The sequence below is a fragment of the Streptomyces sp. NPDC001530 genome (assembly GCF_042894545.1).
In the GTDB taxonomy this organism is placed as follows: Bacteria; Actinomycetota; Actinomycetes; order Streptomycetales; family Streptomycetaceae; genus Streptomyces.
Genome location: NZ_JBIAVS010000004.1, coordinates 39654 through 56567, shown reverse-complemented (window position 1 = coordinate 56567; position 16914 = coordinate 39654). Strand labels below are relative to the sequence as shown.

Genomic DNA, 16914 nt, shown 5'->3' with positions numbered 1-16914 from the left:
CCCGCATGCCCAAAAACGGAGAACCCACCGACCACGAACCCTGGGAGTACACCCTCTACATCCCCAACGACCCCCGTGCCGTCACGATCTGCCGCCGCACCCTCCGTCTGATCCTTACCGCCCACGGCCTCCCCCACTTCACGGAAGCCGCCGAGCTGCTGGCAGCGGAGCTGGTCACCAACGCCGTACAACACACAAAGGGCCCCGCCGCCATAAAGCTCCGCGCGGAAAACGGCACCCTCCGCATCGGCGTCTGGGACGCGGACCCCACGCCGCCGCACCCGACCCGTCCCACCACCTTGGACGCAGAAACAGGTCGCGGCCTCACCCTCGTCCGCACCTGCGCCAACACCTGGGGCTGGGTCCCCCAACGGGACACCAAGAACATCATCGGCACCGGCAAATACATCTGGTGCGAACTGGCCGCGACGGCGTGAACGTTCCTTCCCGACCCGAAAGAGTGATCCCATTCCGTCCGCCGGACGCCCGGCGCCCGGTCTCCCTATACAACGCCGAGGGCGCCCGGACGACAGACCCCGGGCGATCTCGGCCGTCCTCAGCCCCCACTATTGATCCACTCCGCCCGCGCCCGGCGAACAAGCACACACCCCTCGAAAGAGTCATTGCATCCCGTCGGCCGGATCCCGCCCCTACGGCCCACGTAGCTTGCGCACATGGACCCAGACATGGAGGCACTGCTGGCGAAGCAGCTCAAGCTCACGGGGATCATGATTGCCGTGGGCGTACACCCGATCAAGGTGGTGCACAGCCTCGCCACAAGCCTGAAGGAGCACTGTCAGCGCGGCTCCATGTCACTTGAGGAGATGACCCACGTGGTCGCCGTCCTGGCGAAGTGGACCGACGAGTACGCCGACGGATGGGCCAGGGGGTACGCCGAGGGCTGGGCCGCGGCCGTCCTGCGGATCCTGGAGCAGCGCGACGTCCCCATCTCCGACGAAATCCACGGCTACATCAGCTCCCGTACCGATCTGAAGGCCCTGGCCGACTGGCTGGACCTGGCCCCCACGGTCAGCCATGCGAAGGAGCTTGTCCCCACCAATCCACGCGATGTCGGATAGCGATTCACGTGGGCCGAGGTGTGTCGCAAAAGGGCCCGGAACCTGGGAGTGGTTCCGGGCCCTTCCTGGATGGACGAGGATCAGCCGGCCGAAGCCGACGCGCTCGGCTGCGTGTCCGTGCTGTCGTGCGTCTCGTCCGGAGCGACGCCCATCGTCAGGTGGGCCAGCACCCCCTTGGCGATGTGCTTCTTGTTGTACTTGAGGTACAGGAGGCCGCCCTCGTGCCCGTTGTCCGGGTAGATGGTGTCCTCGTCCAGCGTGGTGCGGGTGGTCGTGTTGGTGGAGTAGGGCTCCACCTCCGCCGAGGCCAGCACCGACTTCTCGTCGAAGAACAGCTGGCCCGTGTGGCAGGTGTGTCCGCCCTCGTAGCCCGCGTCGGTCCAGGTGCCGTCCACGTGGACCTTCACGTGGATGTGCACGCAGCGGCCCTGGTACCAGCCCGGGAAGATCGTCTTGAAGGTGACGTACCCGTGCTTGTCGGTCTTCCAGGTGCCGCGCAGATACCGCTCGTCGTCGGTCGGCTCGGAGTGGCCGCCGCCCGTGCCGCCGGAGGGCGCGCCGGTCGGCGTGCCCGAGGGGGTGCCGGACGGGGCGTCCGTGGGCGCGCCGGACGGAGCGCCGCCGCCACCCCCACCGCCGCTGCCCATCGCTTCGTAGCCGGAGTACACGCCGAGCGCCGTGCAGTGCCAGATGTCGACCGCCGCGTTCTGGACGGGCTTGCAGGTCTCCGCGTCGATCACCTTGAGCTTGAGGGTCATGGGGATGCCCTCTTGGTCCTCGGTGATGTCCTGGCGGATCTTGTCCGCGTCGATGTAGTACGGTCCCTCGGTGGTCTCCGTGGTGAGCTTGTAACACGTCTCGGCGCTCGACGACGATGACGAGGTGTCGGTGGTCGTCTCGCCCGCGAACGCGTTCACGGCGATGCCGCCGCCCACGCCCACGGCCGCGACGGCCGCTCCACCCGCGACGACGACCTTGCGTCGCGTCATCTTCCGTTTGTGCGCCGGTCCTTGGGTCTCAGTCATGCGCCGGACGCTAGGGACGGAACCTGTCAATGACGTGGGTAAGGACTGTGGTTTCCCGTACGCACGCAAAAGTGGCTCGGAACCGGTTCGGTTCCGAGCCACCCCTCACACGAAGAACTACTTCGGCTGCGGCTTCCGTACGGAGAGGTGCAGCTCCCGCAGACGCGTCTCGTCCAGCTCCGTCGGCGCGCCCATCATCAGGTCCTGCGCGTTGCCGTTGAGCGGGAACGCGATCGTCTCGCGGATGTTCGGCTCGTCCGCGAGCAGCATGACGATGCGGTCGACGCCCGGCGCGATGCCGCCGTGCGGCGGGGCGCCGAAGCGGAAGGCGCGCAGCATGCCCGCGAACTGCTCCTCGACGGTCTCGCGCTCGTAGCCCGCGATCTCGAAGGCCTTGAGCATGATCTCGGGCTCGTGGTTCCGGATCGCGCCGGAGGACAGCTCGACGCCGTTGCAGACGATGTCGTACTGCCAGCCCAGGATGTCCAGCGGGTCCTGGGTCTCCAGGGCCTCCAGGCCACCCTGCGGCATCGAGAACGGGTTGTGCGAGAAGTCGATCTTGCCGTCGTCGTCCTTCTCGTACATCGGGAAGTCGACGACCCAGCAGAACCGGAAGACGTTCTCCTCGAAGTGGCCGGCACGCTTCGCGGCTTCCACCCGCACCGCGCCCATGATCTTCGAGACCTCTTCGAAGTCGCCCGCGCCGAAGAAGACCGCGTGGCCGGCCGACAGCGACAGGCGCTTCGTCAGCTCCGCCACGTTCTCCTCGGTCAGGAACTTCGCGATCGGGCCCGTCAGGGAGCCGTCCTCGGCGACACGGACCCACGCCAGGCCCTTCGCGCCGAGCGAGACCGCGAAGTCACCGAGCTGGTCGAAGAACTTCCGGGGCTGCGCGGACACGTCCGGCACCGGCAGGGCGCGTACGTGCTTGCCCGCGAAGGCCTTGAACTCCGAGCCCTCGAAGATGTCGGTGATGTCGACGAGCTCCAGCAGGGCCCGCAGGTCCGGCTTGTCGGAGCCGTACTTCAGCATCGCCTCGCGGAACGGGATCCGCGGGAAGGGGGAGGTGACGTGACGGCCGTTGCCGAACTCCTCGAACAGCTCCGTCATGAGCTTCTCGATGGGCTGGAAGACGTCTTCCTGCTCGACGAAGCTCATCTCGACGTCGAGCTGGTAGAACTCGCCCGGCGAGCGGTCCGCGCGCGCGTCCTCGTCGCGGAAGCAGGGCGCGATCTGGAAGTAGCGGTCGAAGCCGGAGATCATCAGCAGCTGCTTGAACTGCTGCGGGGCCTGGGGGAGGGCATAGAACTTGCCCGGGTTCAGGCGGGAGGGGACGACGAAGTCGCGGGCGCCCTCGGGAGAGGTCGCGGACAGGATCGGCGTCGCCATCTCGTTGAAGCCCAGCGCCGTCATCTTGTGACGGATCGCCGAGATCACGGCCGTACGCAGCAGGATGTTGCGGTGCATGCGCTCGCGGCGCAGGTCGAGGAAGCGGTACTCCAGGCGCCGCTCCTCGTTGACCCCGTCCTCCGCGTTGATCGTGAACGGGAGCGGGGCGGCGGCGCCGAGCAGCTCGACCTCGGTGACCTCGACCTCGATCTCGCCGGTGGGCAGGTCCGTGTTCACGTTCTCCGTGCCGCGCGAGACGACCTTGCCGTCGATGCGGACCGTCGACTCCTTGGAGAGCTTGTCGAGGGCCTCGTAGGCGGGCGTGCCGGGGCGGGCGACGAGCTGCGTGATGCCGTAGTGGTCGCGCAGATCGATGAAGAGGATGCCACCCAGGTCTCGGCGATTGTGCAGCCAGCCGCTCAGCCGGACGTCGCTTTCGACGTCAGAGGCGCGGAGCTCGCCGCAGGTGTGGGACCTGTACCGATGCATCGTCGTTCATCCAGTCTTCGCGGATTGGGGGCTGGTGATCCGGATCTGCTCACCCGGGTCTGTTTCACGTGAAACGTCGGGGCCGAGGCCCGGACCTCCCAAGGGTACCGGGCACCCCAAGATCGCCCACCCCAATACTCTCGGTGGCAGGTATCGATCACCTCTTCATACAGTGGGGCAATGCGCACTGGTGAGCCCCTGCCCGCCATGGGGGACGTCCTGGCCGCCCTCGCGACCGGCCTGTGGCGCTGGGACAACGCCGCGGGGCTGGTCACCTTCGACGCCGAAGCCGCCCGGCTCCTCGGTCTGCCCGCGGAGCCGACGACGCTCACCGAGGCGGGCACGCGCTCCCGTTTCCATCCCGTCGACTGGAACGAGATCGACGGAATCGTGCAGCTCGCCGTCGCCGAGGGCACCCTCGCCGAGGCCCGGCTGCGGATCATGGACGGGCACGGCCGGGTGATCCGCACCGTACGCAGCCGCTCCAAGCCGATCGTCGACCCGACGACCGGGGAGTACGAGCTGATCGGCACCCTCCAGGAAGTCACCGAGCCGTCGCCGGGCGCCGCCGCGCGCACCCCTGTCACCGGCGACTGGCGCCGCTCGCGCGAGGCGTTCCTGCTGGACGCGGGGCGGGCGCTGGCCGAGGCGCGGTCCACGGCGGAGGTGCTGCGGGTCGCGGCCGGCCTGTCGATGCCCGGATTCTCGCCGGACGGGCTGGCCGTCTTCGGCGCGGAGGGCGACCGGCTGACCGTCATCGGGCACCACGGACAGCAGCCCGGTGACGAGAGACCCTTCACCCATATGCCTCTGGCCACGGACTACCCGGCCGCCGAGGTCGTCCGTACCGGCCGAGCGGTGTATCTCTCCTCTCCGGAGGACTACAAGGACCGCTATCCCGTCTCCTGGCCGCTCGCCCAGCACTTCGGCCGCCAGTCCTGGGCGTTCCTGCCGCTCACCGTCGCGGGCCGCACCATGGGCGCGTGGATGGCGGCCTTCACGTACCCCGTCTCCTTCACGCCCGACGAGCGCTCGGTCCTCACGACCGTCGCCCGCATGCTCGCGCAGGCCCTCTCTCGCGCCGGAGCCGCCGAGACCGAGCGCGAGCTGACCGACGGCCTCCAGCGCTCGATGATGCCCACGCTGGGCCCCGAGATACCGGGCATGAACGTCGCCGCCCGCTATGTCCCCACCGGCGGCGGCCTCCAGGTCGGCGGCGACTGGTACGACATGATCCCGCTCCCGACCGGCCGCTTCGCCCTGGTCATCGGCGACGTCCAGGGCCACGACGTCCGCGCGGCCGGCCTGATGGGCCAGCTCCGCATCGCCCTGCGCGCCTACGCCTCCGAGGGCCACCGCCCGGACGCGGTGCTCTCCCGGGCCTCACGCTTCCTGTACGGAGTCACCGACTCGGTGACGTACGGGTCGAGCGGCGGCGCGGGCGACGGCGACGGAGACCCCGGCGATCTGCGCTTCGCGACCTGTCTGTACGTCGAGGTCGACCCGGCGACCGGGACGCTCGACATCGCCCGCGCCGGACACCCGGACCCCGCGATACGCATGGCCGACGGCACGGTGCTGATGCGACCCACCGCCGGCGGCCTGCCCCTCGGCGTCGACCCGGACGCCGACTACCCGACGACCCGGCTCGTCCTGGAGCCCGGCGAGACCATGCTGATCTGCACCGACGGGCTCATCGAGACCGGGGGCCACGACCTCGACACCGGCTGGCGTCGCATCCGCCGGACCCTCGAATCGCACGACGGCGACATGGAGTCCCTCGCCGACGCCCTGGTCCAGGCCGTGCACGGGCCCTCCTCGCACCACACCACCGGGCCGCTGGTCGACCGGCGCGAGGACGACATCGCCGTCCTGCTGCTGTGTCGGCTGGGGCCGGGCTGCGGCTGCGGCGACCCGGACAAGGCCGCACTGCCGCCGGTGCGGCGCACGATGCTGACGGTCGCGCAGGCCGAGCCCGAGCGGATCGCGGGCGCGCGCCAGCAGCTGCGGGAGCTGCTGCACGACTGGGCGTCCGAGGACCAGCTCGACTCCGCGGTCCTCCTCGTCTCCGAGATACTCACCAACGTCCTCGTGCACACCGACGCCGACGCGCTGCTCATCGCCGAGGTGACCGGCGATCGGGGCAAGCGGCGGATGCGGGTGGAGGTCACCGACGCCAGCGACGACCTGCCGCACCGGCGCCATCCGGGCGAACTGGCGTCCTCCGGGCGGGGATTGGTGCTCGTGGAGCTCCTCGCGGAGTCGTGGGGCGTGGACCCGCGGGGCGAGGGCAAGAGCATCTGGTTCGAGTTCTACGAGTCGGACGGTTCCGGCACGTCCGGCGCTCCAGGTGCTCCAGGCGAACCGGGCGATCCAGGTGCTCCGGGCTCTCCTGATGCTCCCGGCGGGTAGCGCGTACGCAGCTCGGAGACCACCCCGAACGCGGCGGCCGTCAGCGGGACGGCGAGCAGCATGCCCAGGATCCCCGCGACGGACGCGCCCGCCGTGAGCGCCAGCAGCACCACCGCCGGATACATCTGGACGGTCCGGCTCTGGATCATCGGCTGCAGCACATGCCCGTCCAGGACCTGCACGGCGACGACGACCCCGAGCACCCACAGCGCGATGACGAACCCCCGGTCGGCGAGCGCGACCAGCACCGCCACCGCGCCGGAGATGAACGCACCGAGATACGGGATGTACGCCCCCACGAAGACCAGCGCGCCGAGCCCCACCGCCCCCGGCACCCGCAGGATCAGCAGCCCAACCGTGATCAAGAGGGCGTCGATGAGGGCGATGACCGTCGTCCCGCGCATGAACCCCTCGACGGCCTTGTAGGCGCGCCGGGCCATGGCCTCGACCGTGTCGGCGGTCCCCCGCGGCGCGAGCGACCGGAGCACGCCCGCCGCCCGGTGCGAGTCCCGCAGGAAGAAGAAGACGAGCAGCAGGGCCAGTACGGCCATGGCGATGCTCTCGCCGACGACGCTCACGCCACTGATGACGTTGGAGGCGGCGGTCCCGCCGAACTTGGTCAGCAGGTCCTTGGAATTGGAGGCGACGTCGTCGAGGGAGGTACCCGCCGCCCCGAAGTACTCGGCGAGCGACTTCGCCGCCTGCTTGAGCGAGGCGACGATCTGGTCGCCGGTGTCGATGAGCGCGGCGACGACGATGTACACGGCGCCGCCGACGACCACGACCACGGCGACACAGGTGAGCCCGGCGGCGAGCGACCGGCTGACCCCCACCTTCACCAGCCGCCGGTGCAGCGGCCCGAGCAGCGCGGTTCCAAGGAGCGCGAGCAGCACCGGCACCACCGCCGTACGGAACTCCCCGCACAGCCGGATCCCGACCCACGCCACACCGGCGATGAGCAGGATCACGACACACCAGGCGGCCAACCGCCGGGCGCCTTCGGGGAGTAGCTGCACGCTTCCACCCGAACACGCGCCGGGCGGGCCGTCCTGTGGAGAGGCCCGCCCGGGTGACGCGGTGTCAGCGCATCGCGTTGCGCAGCCCGGTTCAGGGCGTGGCGCTCGTGATGACGGCGAACGGCGCCCCGAACGGGTCGAGGAGCATGGCCAGGCGTCCGACACCCTCGGCGTCGACGGCGGGGATGATGACCGTCGCGCCCAGCTCCTGGGCCCGGGCCACCACGGTGTCGCAGTCCTCGACCTCGAAGTACGGGTGCCATTCGGAGGTCGAGCCGCGCTGCATGTGCTCCGCCGGGAGCTGCATGATGCCGCCGTGCATGGTCGACTCCCCGCCGCCCGCGGGCCCGGCGATGGTGTAGACGATGTCGGGGCCCATGGGCATGTCGCGCATGTCCCACGACAGGACCGAGCGGTAGAAGTCCTTCGCCGCCGCGGCGTCCGTGGTGTAGAGCTCGATCCAGCTGAGGGTGCGGGGCTCGTTGACGACCTCCAGGCCGTCCGTGTCCTGGGGTTCCCACACGGCGAACTCGGCGCCCGTCGGGTCGGTGAAGCCGGCCATCCGCCCGGCGGTGAAGACCTGCATGGGCGGGAGGCGGACCGTGCCGCCGGCCTGCTCCACCGCCTTGGCGGTGGCGTCGGCGTCCAGGGTGCGGAAGTAGACCGTCCAGGCGGACGACGCCCCCTCCTCGGTCAGCGGGCCGAGGGCGGCCAGGGTCTTGCCGTCCTTCTGCAGGAAGCCGTAGCCGCCGGCCTCCGGTCCCGCGGACCGGAACTGCCAGCCGAACGTGCCCTCGTAGAAAGCCACGGCCGCGTCGATGTCCGGTGTCCCCAGGTCGAGCCAGTTCGGCCCGCCCGGTACGTTCGTCGAGGTGAGCATGAGGCGCTCCTAGCAGGTGAGTTGCGGTGGCCCAAAGAGCCGGGATTCAGTGACCCCGCCCACATGTCTGCCCGACAAGCTACCCGCCGAGCCCCGCCCAGGCATGCCGAGCAGCACACGCGCACGGGAAAGCCCCGTCCGTTCTGCCGGACCCTGTTGATCCGTTCTCCCGGACGGGGCTTTCCCGTACTCAGTCACCCAGCGAAGCCGGCTGTGTTCACAGTCCGCCCTCGGACATCCCGTGCACGGCGGGGATCGTGCCGAGCCGGCCCTTCTGGAAGTCCTCGAAGGCCTGCTGGAGCTCATCGCGGGTGTTCATCACGAAGGGGCCGTAGTGGGCCATGGGCTCACGGATCGGCTGCCCGCCGAGGAGGACGACCTCCAGGTCCGGGGTGTTCGCGTCCTGCTTCTCGTCCGCGCGGACGGTCAGCGAGCTGCCGGCACCGAACACGGCGGTCTGGCCGGTGTGGACCGGACGGCGCTCCGTGCCGACGCTGCCGCGCCCGGCGAGGACGTACGCGAGGCCGTTGAAGTCCTCGCGCCACGGGAGCGTGATCTCGGCACCGGGCGCCAGGGTCGCGTGGACCATGGTGATCGGCGTGTGCGTGACGCCCGGGCCCTGGTGACCGTCGAGCTCTCCGGCGATGACGCGCAGCAGCGCGCCGCCGTCCGGGGTGCTCAGCAGCTGGACCGAGCCACCGCGGATGTCCTGGTACCTCGGGGCCATCATCTTGTCCTTGGCCGGGAGGTTCACCCACAGCTGGAGCCCGTGGAAGAGGCCGCCGGACATGACGAGCGACTCCGGCGGGGCCTCTATGTGCAGGAGGCCCGAGCCCGCGGTCATCCACTGGGTGTCACCGTTGGTGATGGTGCCGCCGCCACCGTTGGAGTCCTGGTGGTCGAAGATCCCGTCGATGATGTAGGTGACGGTCTCGAAGCCGCGGTGCGGGTGCCAGGGGGTGCCCTTGGGCTCGCCCGGCGCGTACTCCACCTCTCCCATCTGGTCCATCATGATGAACGGGTCGAGGTGGCGGTAGTTGATCCCGGCGAACGCGCGACGGACCGGGAAGCCCTCGCCCTCGAAGCCACTGGGCGCGGTCGTCACCGTGAGCACGGGACGAGACACGGCGTCGGTCGGCGCAACCACACGGGGCAGGGTCAGCGGGTTCTCGACGGTCACTGCAGGCATGTCGGTACCTCCTTGTGCTTCGAGTTTAGTTGAGCATTGAACTTTCTGCCACCCCTAACGAAAGACGCCCGGAGGGCATTCCCTCCGGGCGTCCCGGGATGTCGTACGAGAGCGGGGCCTGACCGCGCGTGCGGGGCCGACCGCCGCGCGTGCGGCACCTGGCCGCGTGCGCGCGCGTCAGCCGTACATGTGGCGCGTCAGCTCAGCCATACATGCGGCACATCAGCCGTACATACGGCGCATCGCGAAGTCCACCATCTGCTCCACGGCCTTGGCGTCGAAGACCATGCGGTGCTCGCCCTCCATGTCGAGCACGAAGCCGTAGCCGGTCGGCAGCAGGTCGATCACCTCGGCGCCGGTGATCACGAAGTACTTGGACTCCTTGCCGGCGTACCGGCGCAGCTCCTTGAGCGAGGTGAACATGGGGATGACCGGCTGCTGGGTGTTGTGCAGCGCGAGGAAGCCGGGGTTGTCGCCGCGCGGGCAGTACACCTTCGACGTCGCGAAGACCTGCTGGAAGTCCTCGGCGGACATCGACCCCGTGGTGAAGGCGCGGACCGCGTCCGCGAGGGACGGTGGAGACGGCTCCGGGTACAGCGGCGGCTGCTGGCCGTACCCGCCGGGCATCTGCCCGCCCGGCATCTGCCCGGGCATCTGCTGCTGCGGCGGGACGTACCCCTGCTGGGCGCCTGCGCTCTGGTCGTAGCCGTACATGCGTCAAAGAGTAGTGGGCCACATATGGACCATCAGGGGTTGATTCTTATTACTGACGGGTAGCATCATCGTAGCTACTTGTTGGTACGTGAACTACGCGAGGAGTCAGTGCCTCGCCGATCCCTTAACGGAGCCGTCGCCATGGGGCACTACAAGTCGAATCTCCGCGACATCGAGTTCAACCTCTTCGAGGTGCTCGGGCGCGACAAGCTGTACGGCACCGGCCCGTTCGCGGAGATGGACACGGACACCGCCAAGAGCATCCTGGAGGAGCTGACGCGCCTTTCGGAGAACGAGCTCGCCGAGTCCTTCGCGGACGCCGACCGCAACCCGCCGGTCTTCGACCCGGAGACCAACACCGCGCCCGTACCCGCGACCTTCAAGAAGTCGTACAAGGCCTTCATGGACTCCGAGTACTGGCGTCTGGGCCTGCCCGAGGAGATCGGCGGCACGACTGCCCCGCCGTCCCTGATCTGGGCGTACGCGGAGCTGATCCTCGGCTCGAACCCGGCGGTCTGGATGTACTCGTCCGGCCCGGCCTTCGCCGGCATCCTCTTCGACGAGGGCAACGAGGTCCAGAAGAAGATCGCCCAGATCGCGGTCGAGAAGACCTGGGGTTCGACCATGGTCCTCACCGAGCCCGACGCGGGCTCGGACGTGGGCGCCGGCCGCACCAAGGCGATCCAGCAGGAGGACGGCTCCTGGCACATCGAGGGCGTGAAGCGGTTCATCACGTCCGGTGAGCACGACATGGAGGAGAACATCCTCCACTACGTCCTCGCCCGCCCCGAGGGCCACGGCCCCGGCACCAAGGGCCTGTCCCTCTTCCTCGTCCCGAAGTACCTCTTCGACTTCGAGACCGGCGAGCTGGGCGAGCGCAACGGCGTGTACGCGACGAACGTCGAGCACAAGATGGGCCTCAAGGCCTCCAACACCTGCGAGATGACCTTCGGCGACCGTCACCCCGCCAAGGGCTGGCTGATCGGCGACAAGCACGACGGCATCCGCCAGATGTTCCGCATCATCGAGTTCGCCCGCATGATGGTCGGCACGAAGGCGATCTCCACGCTCTCGACGGGCTACCTGAACGCCCTCGAGTACGCCAAGGAGCGCGTCCAGGGCCCGGACCTCGCGAACTTCATGGACAAGACCGCGCCCAAGGTCACCATCACGCACCACCCGGACGTGCGCCGCTCGCTCATGACGCAGAAGGCGTACGCGGAGGGCATGCGCGCGCTGGTGCTGCACACCGCGGCCGTCCAGGACGAGATCGCGCTCAAGGAAGCGGCCGGTGAGGACACCGCCGCCCTGGAGGCGCTCAACGACCTGCTCCTGCCGATCGTGAAGGGCTACGGCTCCGAGAAGGGCTACGAGCAGCTCGCCCAGTCGCTGCAGACCTTCGGCGGCTCCGGCTTCCTGCAGGAGTACCCGATCGAGCAGTACATCCGCGACGCCAAGATCGACACCCTGTACGAGGGCACCACCGCGATCCAGGGCCAGGACTACTTCTTCCGGAAGATCGTCCGCAACCAGGGCGCCGCGCTGAACTCCCTCGCCGAGGACATCAAGAAGTTCCTGGCGCTCGGCACCGGCGGCGAGGAGCTCTCCACCGCCCGTGAGCAGCTCGCCAAGGCGGCCGTCGAGCTGGAGGCCATCGTCGGCCTGATGCTCACCGACCTCGCGGCCACCGAGCAGGACGTCAAGAACATCTACAAGGTGGGCCTGAACACCACCCGCCTGCTCATGGCCTCCGGTGACGTGGTCGTCGGCTATCTGCTGCTGCGCGGTGCCGCCGTCGCCGCCGAGAAGCTGGAGACCGCCTCCGCCAAGGACAAGCCCTTCTACACCGGCAAGATCGCCGCCGCGAAGTTCTTCGCCGCGAACGTCCTGCCGGGCGTCACCGGCGCCCGCAAGCTCGCCGAGGGCGTGGACCTGGACCTGATGGAACTGGACGAGGCGGCGTTCTGACCACCCGCCCTAGCTGCGTGCAGGCATGCCGCAAGGGGCGGCACGGGTGGGCGCTTGGGGTACCCCCACGTCGTTAAGGCGGTGGGGGAGGCACCCTGCAAGCGCCGGTAAGCGCACCACCCCGACGGTCACCCTCGCGCCGGGTACCGGGTACGCCCGGATCACCCCACCCCGGTCCGGGTTGGGCGGCGATCGGACCCTGTCCGTCCGGTCAGCCGCCCAACCCTCCACATCCCCCTTACGAGGGCCCGCTCCCAACCTTGGGAAGCGGGCCTTTGTGCGTCGTTAAGGTGAACCCATGAGAGCACCCTCCCGCTTCGATCGCGGCCACACTGACGACCTGATGTCCTTCCTGGCGGCGAGCCCGACGCCGTACCACGCGGTGGCGAACGCCGCCGAGCGGCTGGAGAAGGCCGGATTCCGTCAGGTGGCCGAGACCGACGCGTGGGAGGGCACCAGCGGCGGCAAGTACGTGCTGCGCGGCGGCGCGATCGTCGCCTGGTACGTCCCGGAGGGCGCCGAGCCGCACACCCCGTTCCGGATCGTGGGCGCGCACACCGACTCCCCGAACCTGCGGGTGAAGCCGCTGCCGGACAGCGGCGCGCACGGCTGGCGGCAGGTGGCCGTGGAGATCTACGGCGGACCGCTGCTGAACTCCTGGCTGGACCGCGACCTGGGCCTCGCGGGACGCCTGTCGCTGCGCGACGGCTCGACACGCCTGGTCAACATCGACCGCGCCCTGCTGCGCGTGCCCCAACTCGCCGTCCACCTGGACCGTTCCGTCACCACCGACGGGCTCAAGCTCGACAAGCAGCGGCATCTGCAGCCCATCTGGGGGCTCGGCGAGCCCGGCGAGGGCGACCTGATCGCCTTCCTGGAGGAGGAGCTGGGGCTGGCCGCGGGCGAGGTCACCGGGTGGGACCTGATGACCCACTCCATCGAGCGGCCCTCGTACCTGGGCCGCGACAATGAGCTGGTGGCGGGCCCGCGCATGGACAACCTGCTCTCCCTGCACGCGGGCACGGCCGCGCTGGTCGCGGTGGCGGCGAGCGACTCCGGCCTCCCGCACATTCCCGTGCTCGCGGGCTTCGACCACGAGGAGAACGGCTCGCAGAGCGACACCGGTGCCGACGGGCCGCTGCTCGGCAGCGTGCTGGAGCGCTCGGTGTTCGCGCGCGGCGGCTCGTACGAGGACCGGGCGCGCGCCTTCGCGGCCACGGTCTGTCTGTCCTCCGACACCGGCCACGCCGTCCACCCCAACTACGCCGAACGGCACGACCCGACGCACCACCCGCGCGCCAACGGCGGCCCCATCCTCAAAGTGAACGTCAACAACCGCTACGCCACGGACGGTTCGGGCCGGGCCGTCTTCGCCGCCGCCTGCGAGAAGGCCGACGTCCCCTTCCAGTCCTTCGTCTCGAACAACTCGATGCCCTGCGGCACCACCATCGGCCCCATCACCGCGGCCCGCCACGGCATCAAGACCGTCGACATCGGCGTGGCCATCCTCTCCATGCACAGCGCCCGCGAACTCTGCGGCGCCGACGACCCGTTCCTGCTGGCCAATGCGCTGGTGGCGTTCCTGGAGGGATAGTCCGCCGCATGGTTCGCCGGGGCACGGGTACCCGGCACCGGCCCGGAACACCTGAGCCGGGCAGGGAGGCGAGACTCATGGGCCTGGGCGGATGCATCATCCTGATCGCCGCGGGAGCGATCCTCACGTTCGCGACCGACTGGAACATGCAGGGAGTCAACCTCGACCTCGTCGGGGTCATCTTCATGATCGTCGGGCTGATCGGCGTGTCGACGTTCAGCAGCATCGCCCGGCGCAGGCGGGTGATCGTGCCGCCGACCACCTCGGTGGTCGAGGAGGATCGACACCACCGGGGCGGCTACAGCGACGGGTACGGCGCGTAGACCCTCAACGCCGGCCGTACGTCACTCGTCCATGCCCGCCAGGACGAGCGGCAGTCGGTCCGCGCCGCCCTCGGTGAGGCGGACCGGTACGCCCCAGTCCTGCTGGTGGACATGGCAGGCCGGGTACTCGTTGGCGGGATCGTCATCGCAGGACGCGGCCATCGCGGAGACGTGCAGGACTCCCTCCGTGACGGCCGGGTTCAGCTCCAGGGCACGAGAGAGATCGGTTCCCGCGCCTTCGCCCTTGAGCAGCAGCTCGGGCGGGGTCGAGGAGACGAGGAGCCGGGTGGAGGGGCCGTAGCGGGTGTCCAGCTTCTGGCCCGCCGGAGCCTGGAAGATGACGTCCAACCGCAGGCCGCCCGGGGCGACTTCGGTGGCCGCGCGCTGCGTACGGTGGGCGACCGACTCGACCCGTACGGCCTCCTCGGGGAGGCGCAGTCGGGTCAGCCGATGCCGGGCGGATTCCACCACCACGATGTCGTCGCCGACGAGGACCGCGTCGCTCGGCTCCCGCACGTCCGTGGCCAGCGTGGTCACTTCACCGGTCGCCGGGTCGTAGCGGCGCAGGGCGTGGTTGTACGTGTCGCTGACCGCGACCGAGCCGTCGGGAAGGGCCGTGACGCCCAACGGGTGCTGGAGCAGCGCCTGTTCGGCCGCACCGTCGCGGTGCCCGAAGTCGAAGAGTCCAGTGCCGACGGCGGTGTGCACGGCGCCGTCGAGGTCCACCCAGCGCAGCGCGGACGTCTCGGAGTCGGCCAGCCAGAGCCGGTCGGCGGTGGCGGCGAGCCCGGACGGCTGCGCGAACCACGCCTCGGCGCCGGGCCCGTCGACGAGCCCCTCGTTCGTCGTCCCGGCGGCGACCCCGACGGTCCCCTCCGCCGGGTCGTACGCCCACAGCTGGTGCACCCCGGCCATGGCGATCCACACACCCCCGTTGAACACCGCCACATCCCACGGCGAGGACAGGTCGACCTCGCGCGCGGGCCCGGACGTCGGCGAGCCCTGCCACCACTGGCGGCCCGTCCCCGCGAGGGTCGTGACCTCGCCGGTCGCGAGATCGAGGCGGCGCAGGGCGTGGTTCACGGTGTCCGCGACGACGACCGAGCCGTCGTCGAGCAGGGCGAGCCCCTGCGGCTCACTGAACGCGGCCGCCTCGGCCGCGCCGTCCGCGAAGCCCCGTACGCCGGATCCGATCCGCCGTACGACCGACTCCCCGTCGGCCTCCAGCTCCACCAGCTGATGCCGGGTCGTGTCGCTGACCAGCAGGTTCCCGTTCGGCAGAGCGAGCGCCTTGCCCGGGAAGCGGAGCACGGTCGGCTCGGGCTCGGGCGCCACGTACGGACCGTCGCCGCGCCGCAGGGTCCCCTTCTCCGCGTGCTCGGCCTCCAGCTCCTCCACCAGCCGGGCGATCGCGTGCGCGTGCCCCTCGCCGGCGTGCTGGGCGACGACGTACCCCTCGGGGTCGATCACGACGAGCGTCGGCCAGGCACGTACGGCGTACTGCTTCCAGGTCGCGAGCTCGGGGTCGTCCAGGACCGGGTGCTCGACCTCGTACCGCTCGACGGCGTCGACGACCGCCTGGTGCTCGGCCTCGTGCACGAACTTCGGCGAGTGCACCCCGATGATCACCACCGTGTCCCGGTGCTTCTCCTCCAGCTCCCGCAGCTCGTCCAGGACGTGCAGACAGTTGATGCAGCAAAACGTCCAGAAATCGAGGATGACGATACGTCCTCGCAGGTCGGCGAGGGTGTACTGCTCATCTCCCGTGTTCAGCCAGCCGCCCTTGCCGATCAGCTCGGGGGCGCGGACACGGGCGCGGCGGGGTGCGGGGGCCGGGGCGGAATCGTTCATGGAACAAGGGTGCCACCGCGGGCCGCGTCCCCCGCCACGGAGCAGCACTCAGCACGGTCACTCTGCGTACTCCTACCGGATGCGCACAGTCCGTGGCGGAGAGATGCTCTACGCACGCAGGGGGGCCACTGCGAAGGAGCAGTTTCCATGGCACGCAAGCCCAAGAATCCCGGGATGCGCGACTCCGAAGTGCGCGACACCGGCATGCCCGAGTCCCAGATGCGCGACTCCGGCATGAGCGACGCCGACATGCGGGACCGCGGCAGCAAGCGGATGCGGGACGACGACCGGACAGAGCGGCGCGGACCGGGCTCCGGCATGCGGGACGACGACATGCGCGACTCGGACATGCATGACCCCGACCGGCGCCACCGGGCCGTCGGCGACGACTACGCCGCCGAGGACGAGGACGAGATGCGGGACCGCTTCTAGGAGCGGGCGCCGCGGATCGCGTCGAGTCCCCCGCGGCTGTGGCCGCGGGGGACTCGACCACGTCGGCCCTCGCCCGCCCTCAGGCCAGCGCGTGCCCCGTCGTCGCGTCCACGTGGTGCGGGACCTCGTCGTGGCGGTCGCCGACCGTGAGGGTGCCGGTGGGTTCGAACATCAGGATCGAGGCGCCGTTCGGGGCGTATGGCTTGTGCTCGGTGCCGCGCGGGACGGTGAAGACCGAGCCCCTGGGAAGGATGACGGTGCGCTCGCTGTCCGTCTCCCGGAGTGCGATGGTCAACTCGCCCTCCAGGACCAGGAAGAACTCGTCCGTGTGGTCGTGGACGTGCCAGACGTGCTCGCCCTCGACCTTGGCGATCCGTACGTCGTAGTCGTTGACGGCGGTGACGATGCGGGGGCTCCACAGGTCGGTGAAGGAGGCCAGGGCGGTGGAGAGGGAGACGGGTTCGCTGCGCGGGGTGGATTCGCTGCGCGGGGTGGATTCGCTGCTCATACGGCGATCCTCGGCGGTGGCCGGGCGACCCCGCGAGTGCTAGAA

15 protein-coding genes are annotated in these 16914 nt (G+C 69.9%); 7 read left to right on the top strand and 8 right to left on the bottom strand.

Annotated elements, in window-relative coordinates:
• Positions 1-5: 5 nt before the first annotated feature.
• Together ACFY0T_RS08195 and ACFY0T_RS08190 are read left to right on the top strand one after the other, a co-directional pair.
• Positions 6-437 (top strand): ATP-binding protein, encoded by a 432-nt coding sequence (locus ACFY0T_RS08195; protein WP_388865869.1) that lies wholly within the window; start codon positions 6-8, stop codon positions 435-437.
• 237 nt (positions 438-674) lie between these two features.
• The gene (locus tag ACFY0T_RS08190; protein ID WP_388865866.1) at positions 675-1079 is read left to right on the top strand and encodes a hypothetical protein; all 405 of its coding nucleotides are present in this window, start codon (positions 675-677) and stop codon (positions 1077-1079) included.
• Positions 1080-1159: 80 nt separating this feature from the next.
• On the opposite strand, the gene ACFY0T_RS08185 is transcribed toward ACFY0T_RS08190, so the two are convergent.
• Complete coding sequence (locus ACFY0T_RS08185) at positions 1160-2104, bottom strand: intradiol ring-cleavage dioxygenase (protein ID WP_388865863.1); 945 nt, start codon at positions 2102-2104, stop codon at positions 1160-1162.
• A 117-nt stretch (positions 2105-2221) separates the two neighbouring features.
• On the bottom strand, positions 2222-3982 hold the full coding sequence (gene aspS / locus ACFY0T_RS08180; RefSeq protein ID WP_388865860.1) for an aspartate--tRNA ligase: 1761 nt from the start codon (positions 3980-3982) through the stop codon (positions 2222-2224).
• Positions 3983-4162: 180 nt separating this feature from the next.
• Between aspS and ACFY0T_RS08175 the strand changes: the two genes are divergently transcribed.
• Positions 4163-6394 (top strand): SpoIIE family protein phosphatase, encoded by a 2232-nt coding sequence (locus ACFY0T_RS08175; RefSeq protein WP_388865857.1) that lies wholly within the window; start codon positions 4163-4165, stop codon positions 6392-6394.
• Here the strand turns inward: ACFY0T_RS08175 and ACFY0T_RS08170 are convergent.
• From ACFY0T_RS08170 to ACFY0T_RS08155, 4 genes are all read right to left on the bottom strand, one after another.
• Positions 6295-7410 (bottom strand): AI-2E family transporter, encoded by a 1116-nt coding sequence (locus ACFY0T_RS08170; protein ID WP_388865854.1) that lies wholly within the window; start codon positions 7408-7410, stop codon positions 6295-6297. The genes ACFY0T_RS08175 and ACFY0T_RS08170 overlap by 100 nt on opposite strands.
• A 91-nt stretch (positions 7411-7501) precedes the next feature.
• Positions 7502-8290 (bottom strand): VOC family protein, encoded by a 789-nt coding sequence (locus ACFY0T_RS08165; RefSeq protein ID WP_388865851.1) that lies wholly within the window; start codon positions 8288-8290, stop codon positions 7502-7504.
• A gap of 217 nt (positions 8291-8507) precedes the next feature.
• Entirely contained in the window at positions 8508-9479 is a 972-nt protein-coding gene (locus ACFY0T_RS08160) for a pirin family protein (RefSeq protein WP_388865849.1), read from the bottom strand.
• Positions 9480-9701: 222 nt separating this feature from the next.
• Positions 9702-10193 carry an SseB family protein gene (locus tag ACFY0T_RS08155; RefSeq protein ID WP_388865846.1) on the bottom strand — a complete coding sequence of 164 codons (492 nt, stop codon included), beginning with the start codon at positions 10191-10193 and terminating at the stop codon, positions 9702-9704.
• Positions 10194-10334: 141 nt separating this feature from the next.
• On the opposite strand from ACFY0T_RS08155, the gene ACFY0T_RS08150 reads away from it, so the two are divergent.
• The 3 genes from ACFY0T_RS08150 to ACFY0T_RS08140 all read left to right on the top strand — a co-directional run bounded on the left by ACFY0T_RS08150 (position 10335) and on the right by ACFY0T_RS08140 (position 14078).
• A complete protein-coding gene (locus tag ACFY0T_RS08150) occupies positions 10335-12161 on the top strand; it encodes an acyl-CoA dehydrogenase (RefSeq protein WP_388865843.1) in 1827 nt (608 codons plus the stop codon).
• 298 nt (positions 12162-12459) lie between these two features.
• On the top strand, positions 12460-13755 hold the full coding sequence (locus ACFY0T_RS08145) for a M18 family aminopeptidase (RefSeq protein ID WP_388865841.1): 1296 nt from the start codon (positions 12460-12462) through the stop codon (positions 13753-13755).
• Between the two features lie 77 nt (positions 13756-13832).
• A complete protein-coding gene (locus ACFY0T_RS08140) occupies positions 13833-14078 on the top strand; it encodes a DUF6458 family protein (protein WP_388865838.1) in 246 nt (81 codons plus the stop codon).
• Positions 14079-14099: 21 nt separating this feature from the next.
• Here the strand turns inward: ACFY0T_RS08140 and ACFY0T_RS08135 are convergent, their stop codons facing one another.
• On the bottom strand, positions 14100-15929 hold the full coding sequence (locus ACFY0T_RS08135; protein ID WP_388865835.1) for a thioredoxin-like domain-containing protein: 1830 nt from the start codon (positions 15927-15929) through the stop codon (positions 14100-14102).
• A 147-nt stretch (positions 15930-16076) separates the two neighbouring features.
• On the opposite strand from ACFY0T_RS08135, the gene ACFY0T_RS08130 reads away from it, so the two are divergent.
• Positions 16077-16361 (top strand): hypothetical protein, encoded by a 285-nt coding sequence (locus tag ACFY0T_RS08130; protein WP_388865832.1) that lies wholly within the window; start codon positions 16077-16079, stop codon positions 16359-16361.
• A gap of 79 nt (positions 16362-16440) precedes the next feature.
• On the opposite strand, the gene ACFY0T_RS08125 is transcribed toward ACFY0T_RS08130, so the two are convergent.
• The gene (locus tag ACFY0T_RS08125) at positions 16441-16869 is read right to left on the bottom strand and encodes a cupin domain-containing protein (RefSeq protein WP_388865829.1); all 429 of its coding nucleotides are present in this window, start codon (positions 16867-16869) and stop codon (positions 16441-16443) included.
• Between the last annotated feature and the right edge of the window lie 45 nt (positions 16870-16914).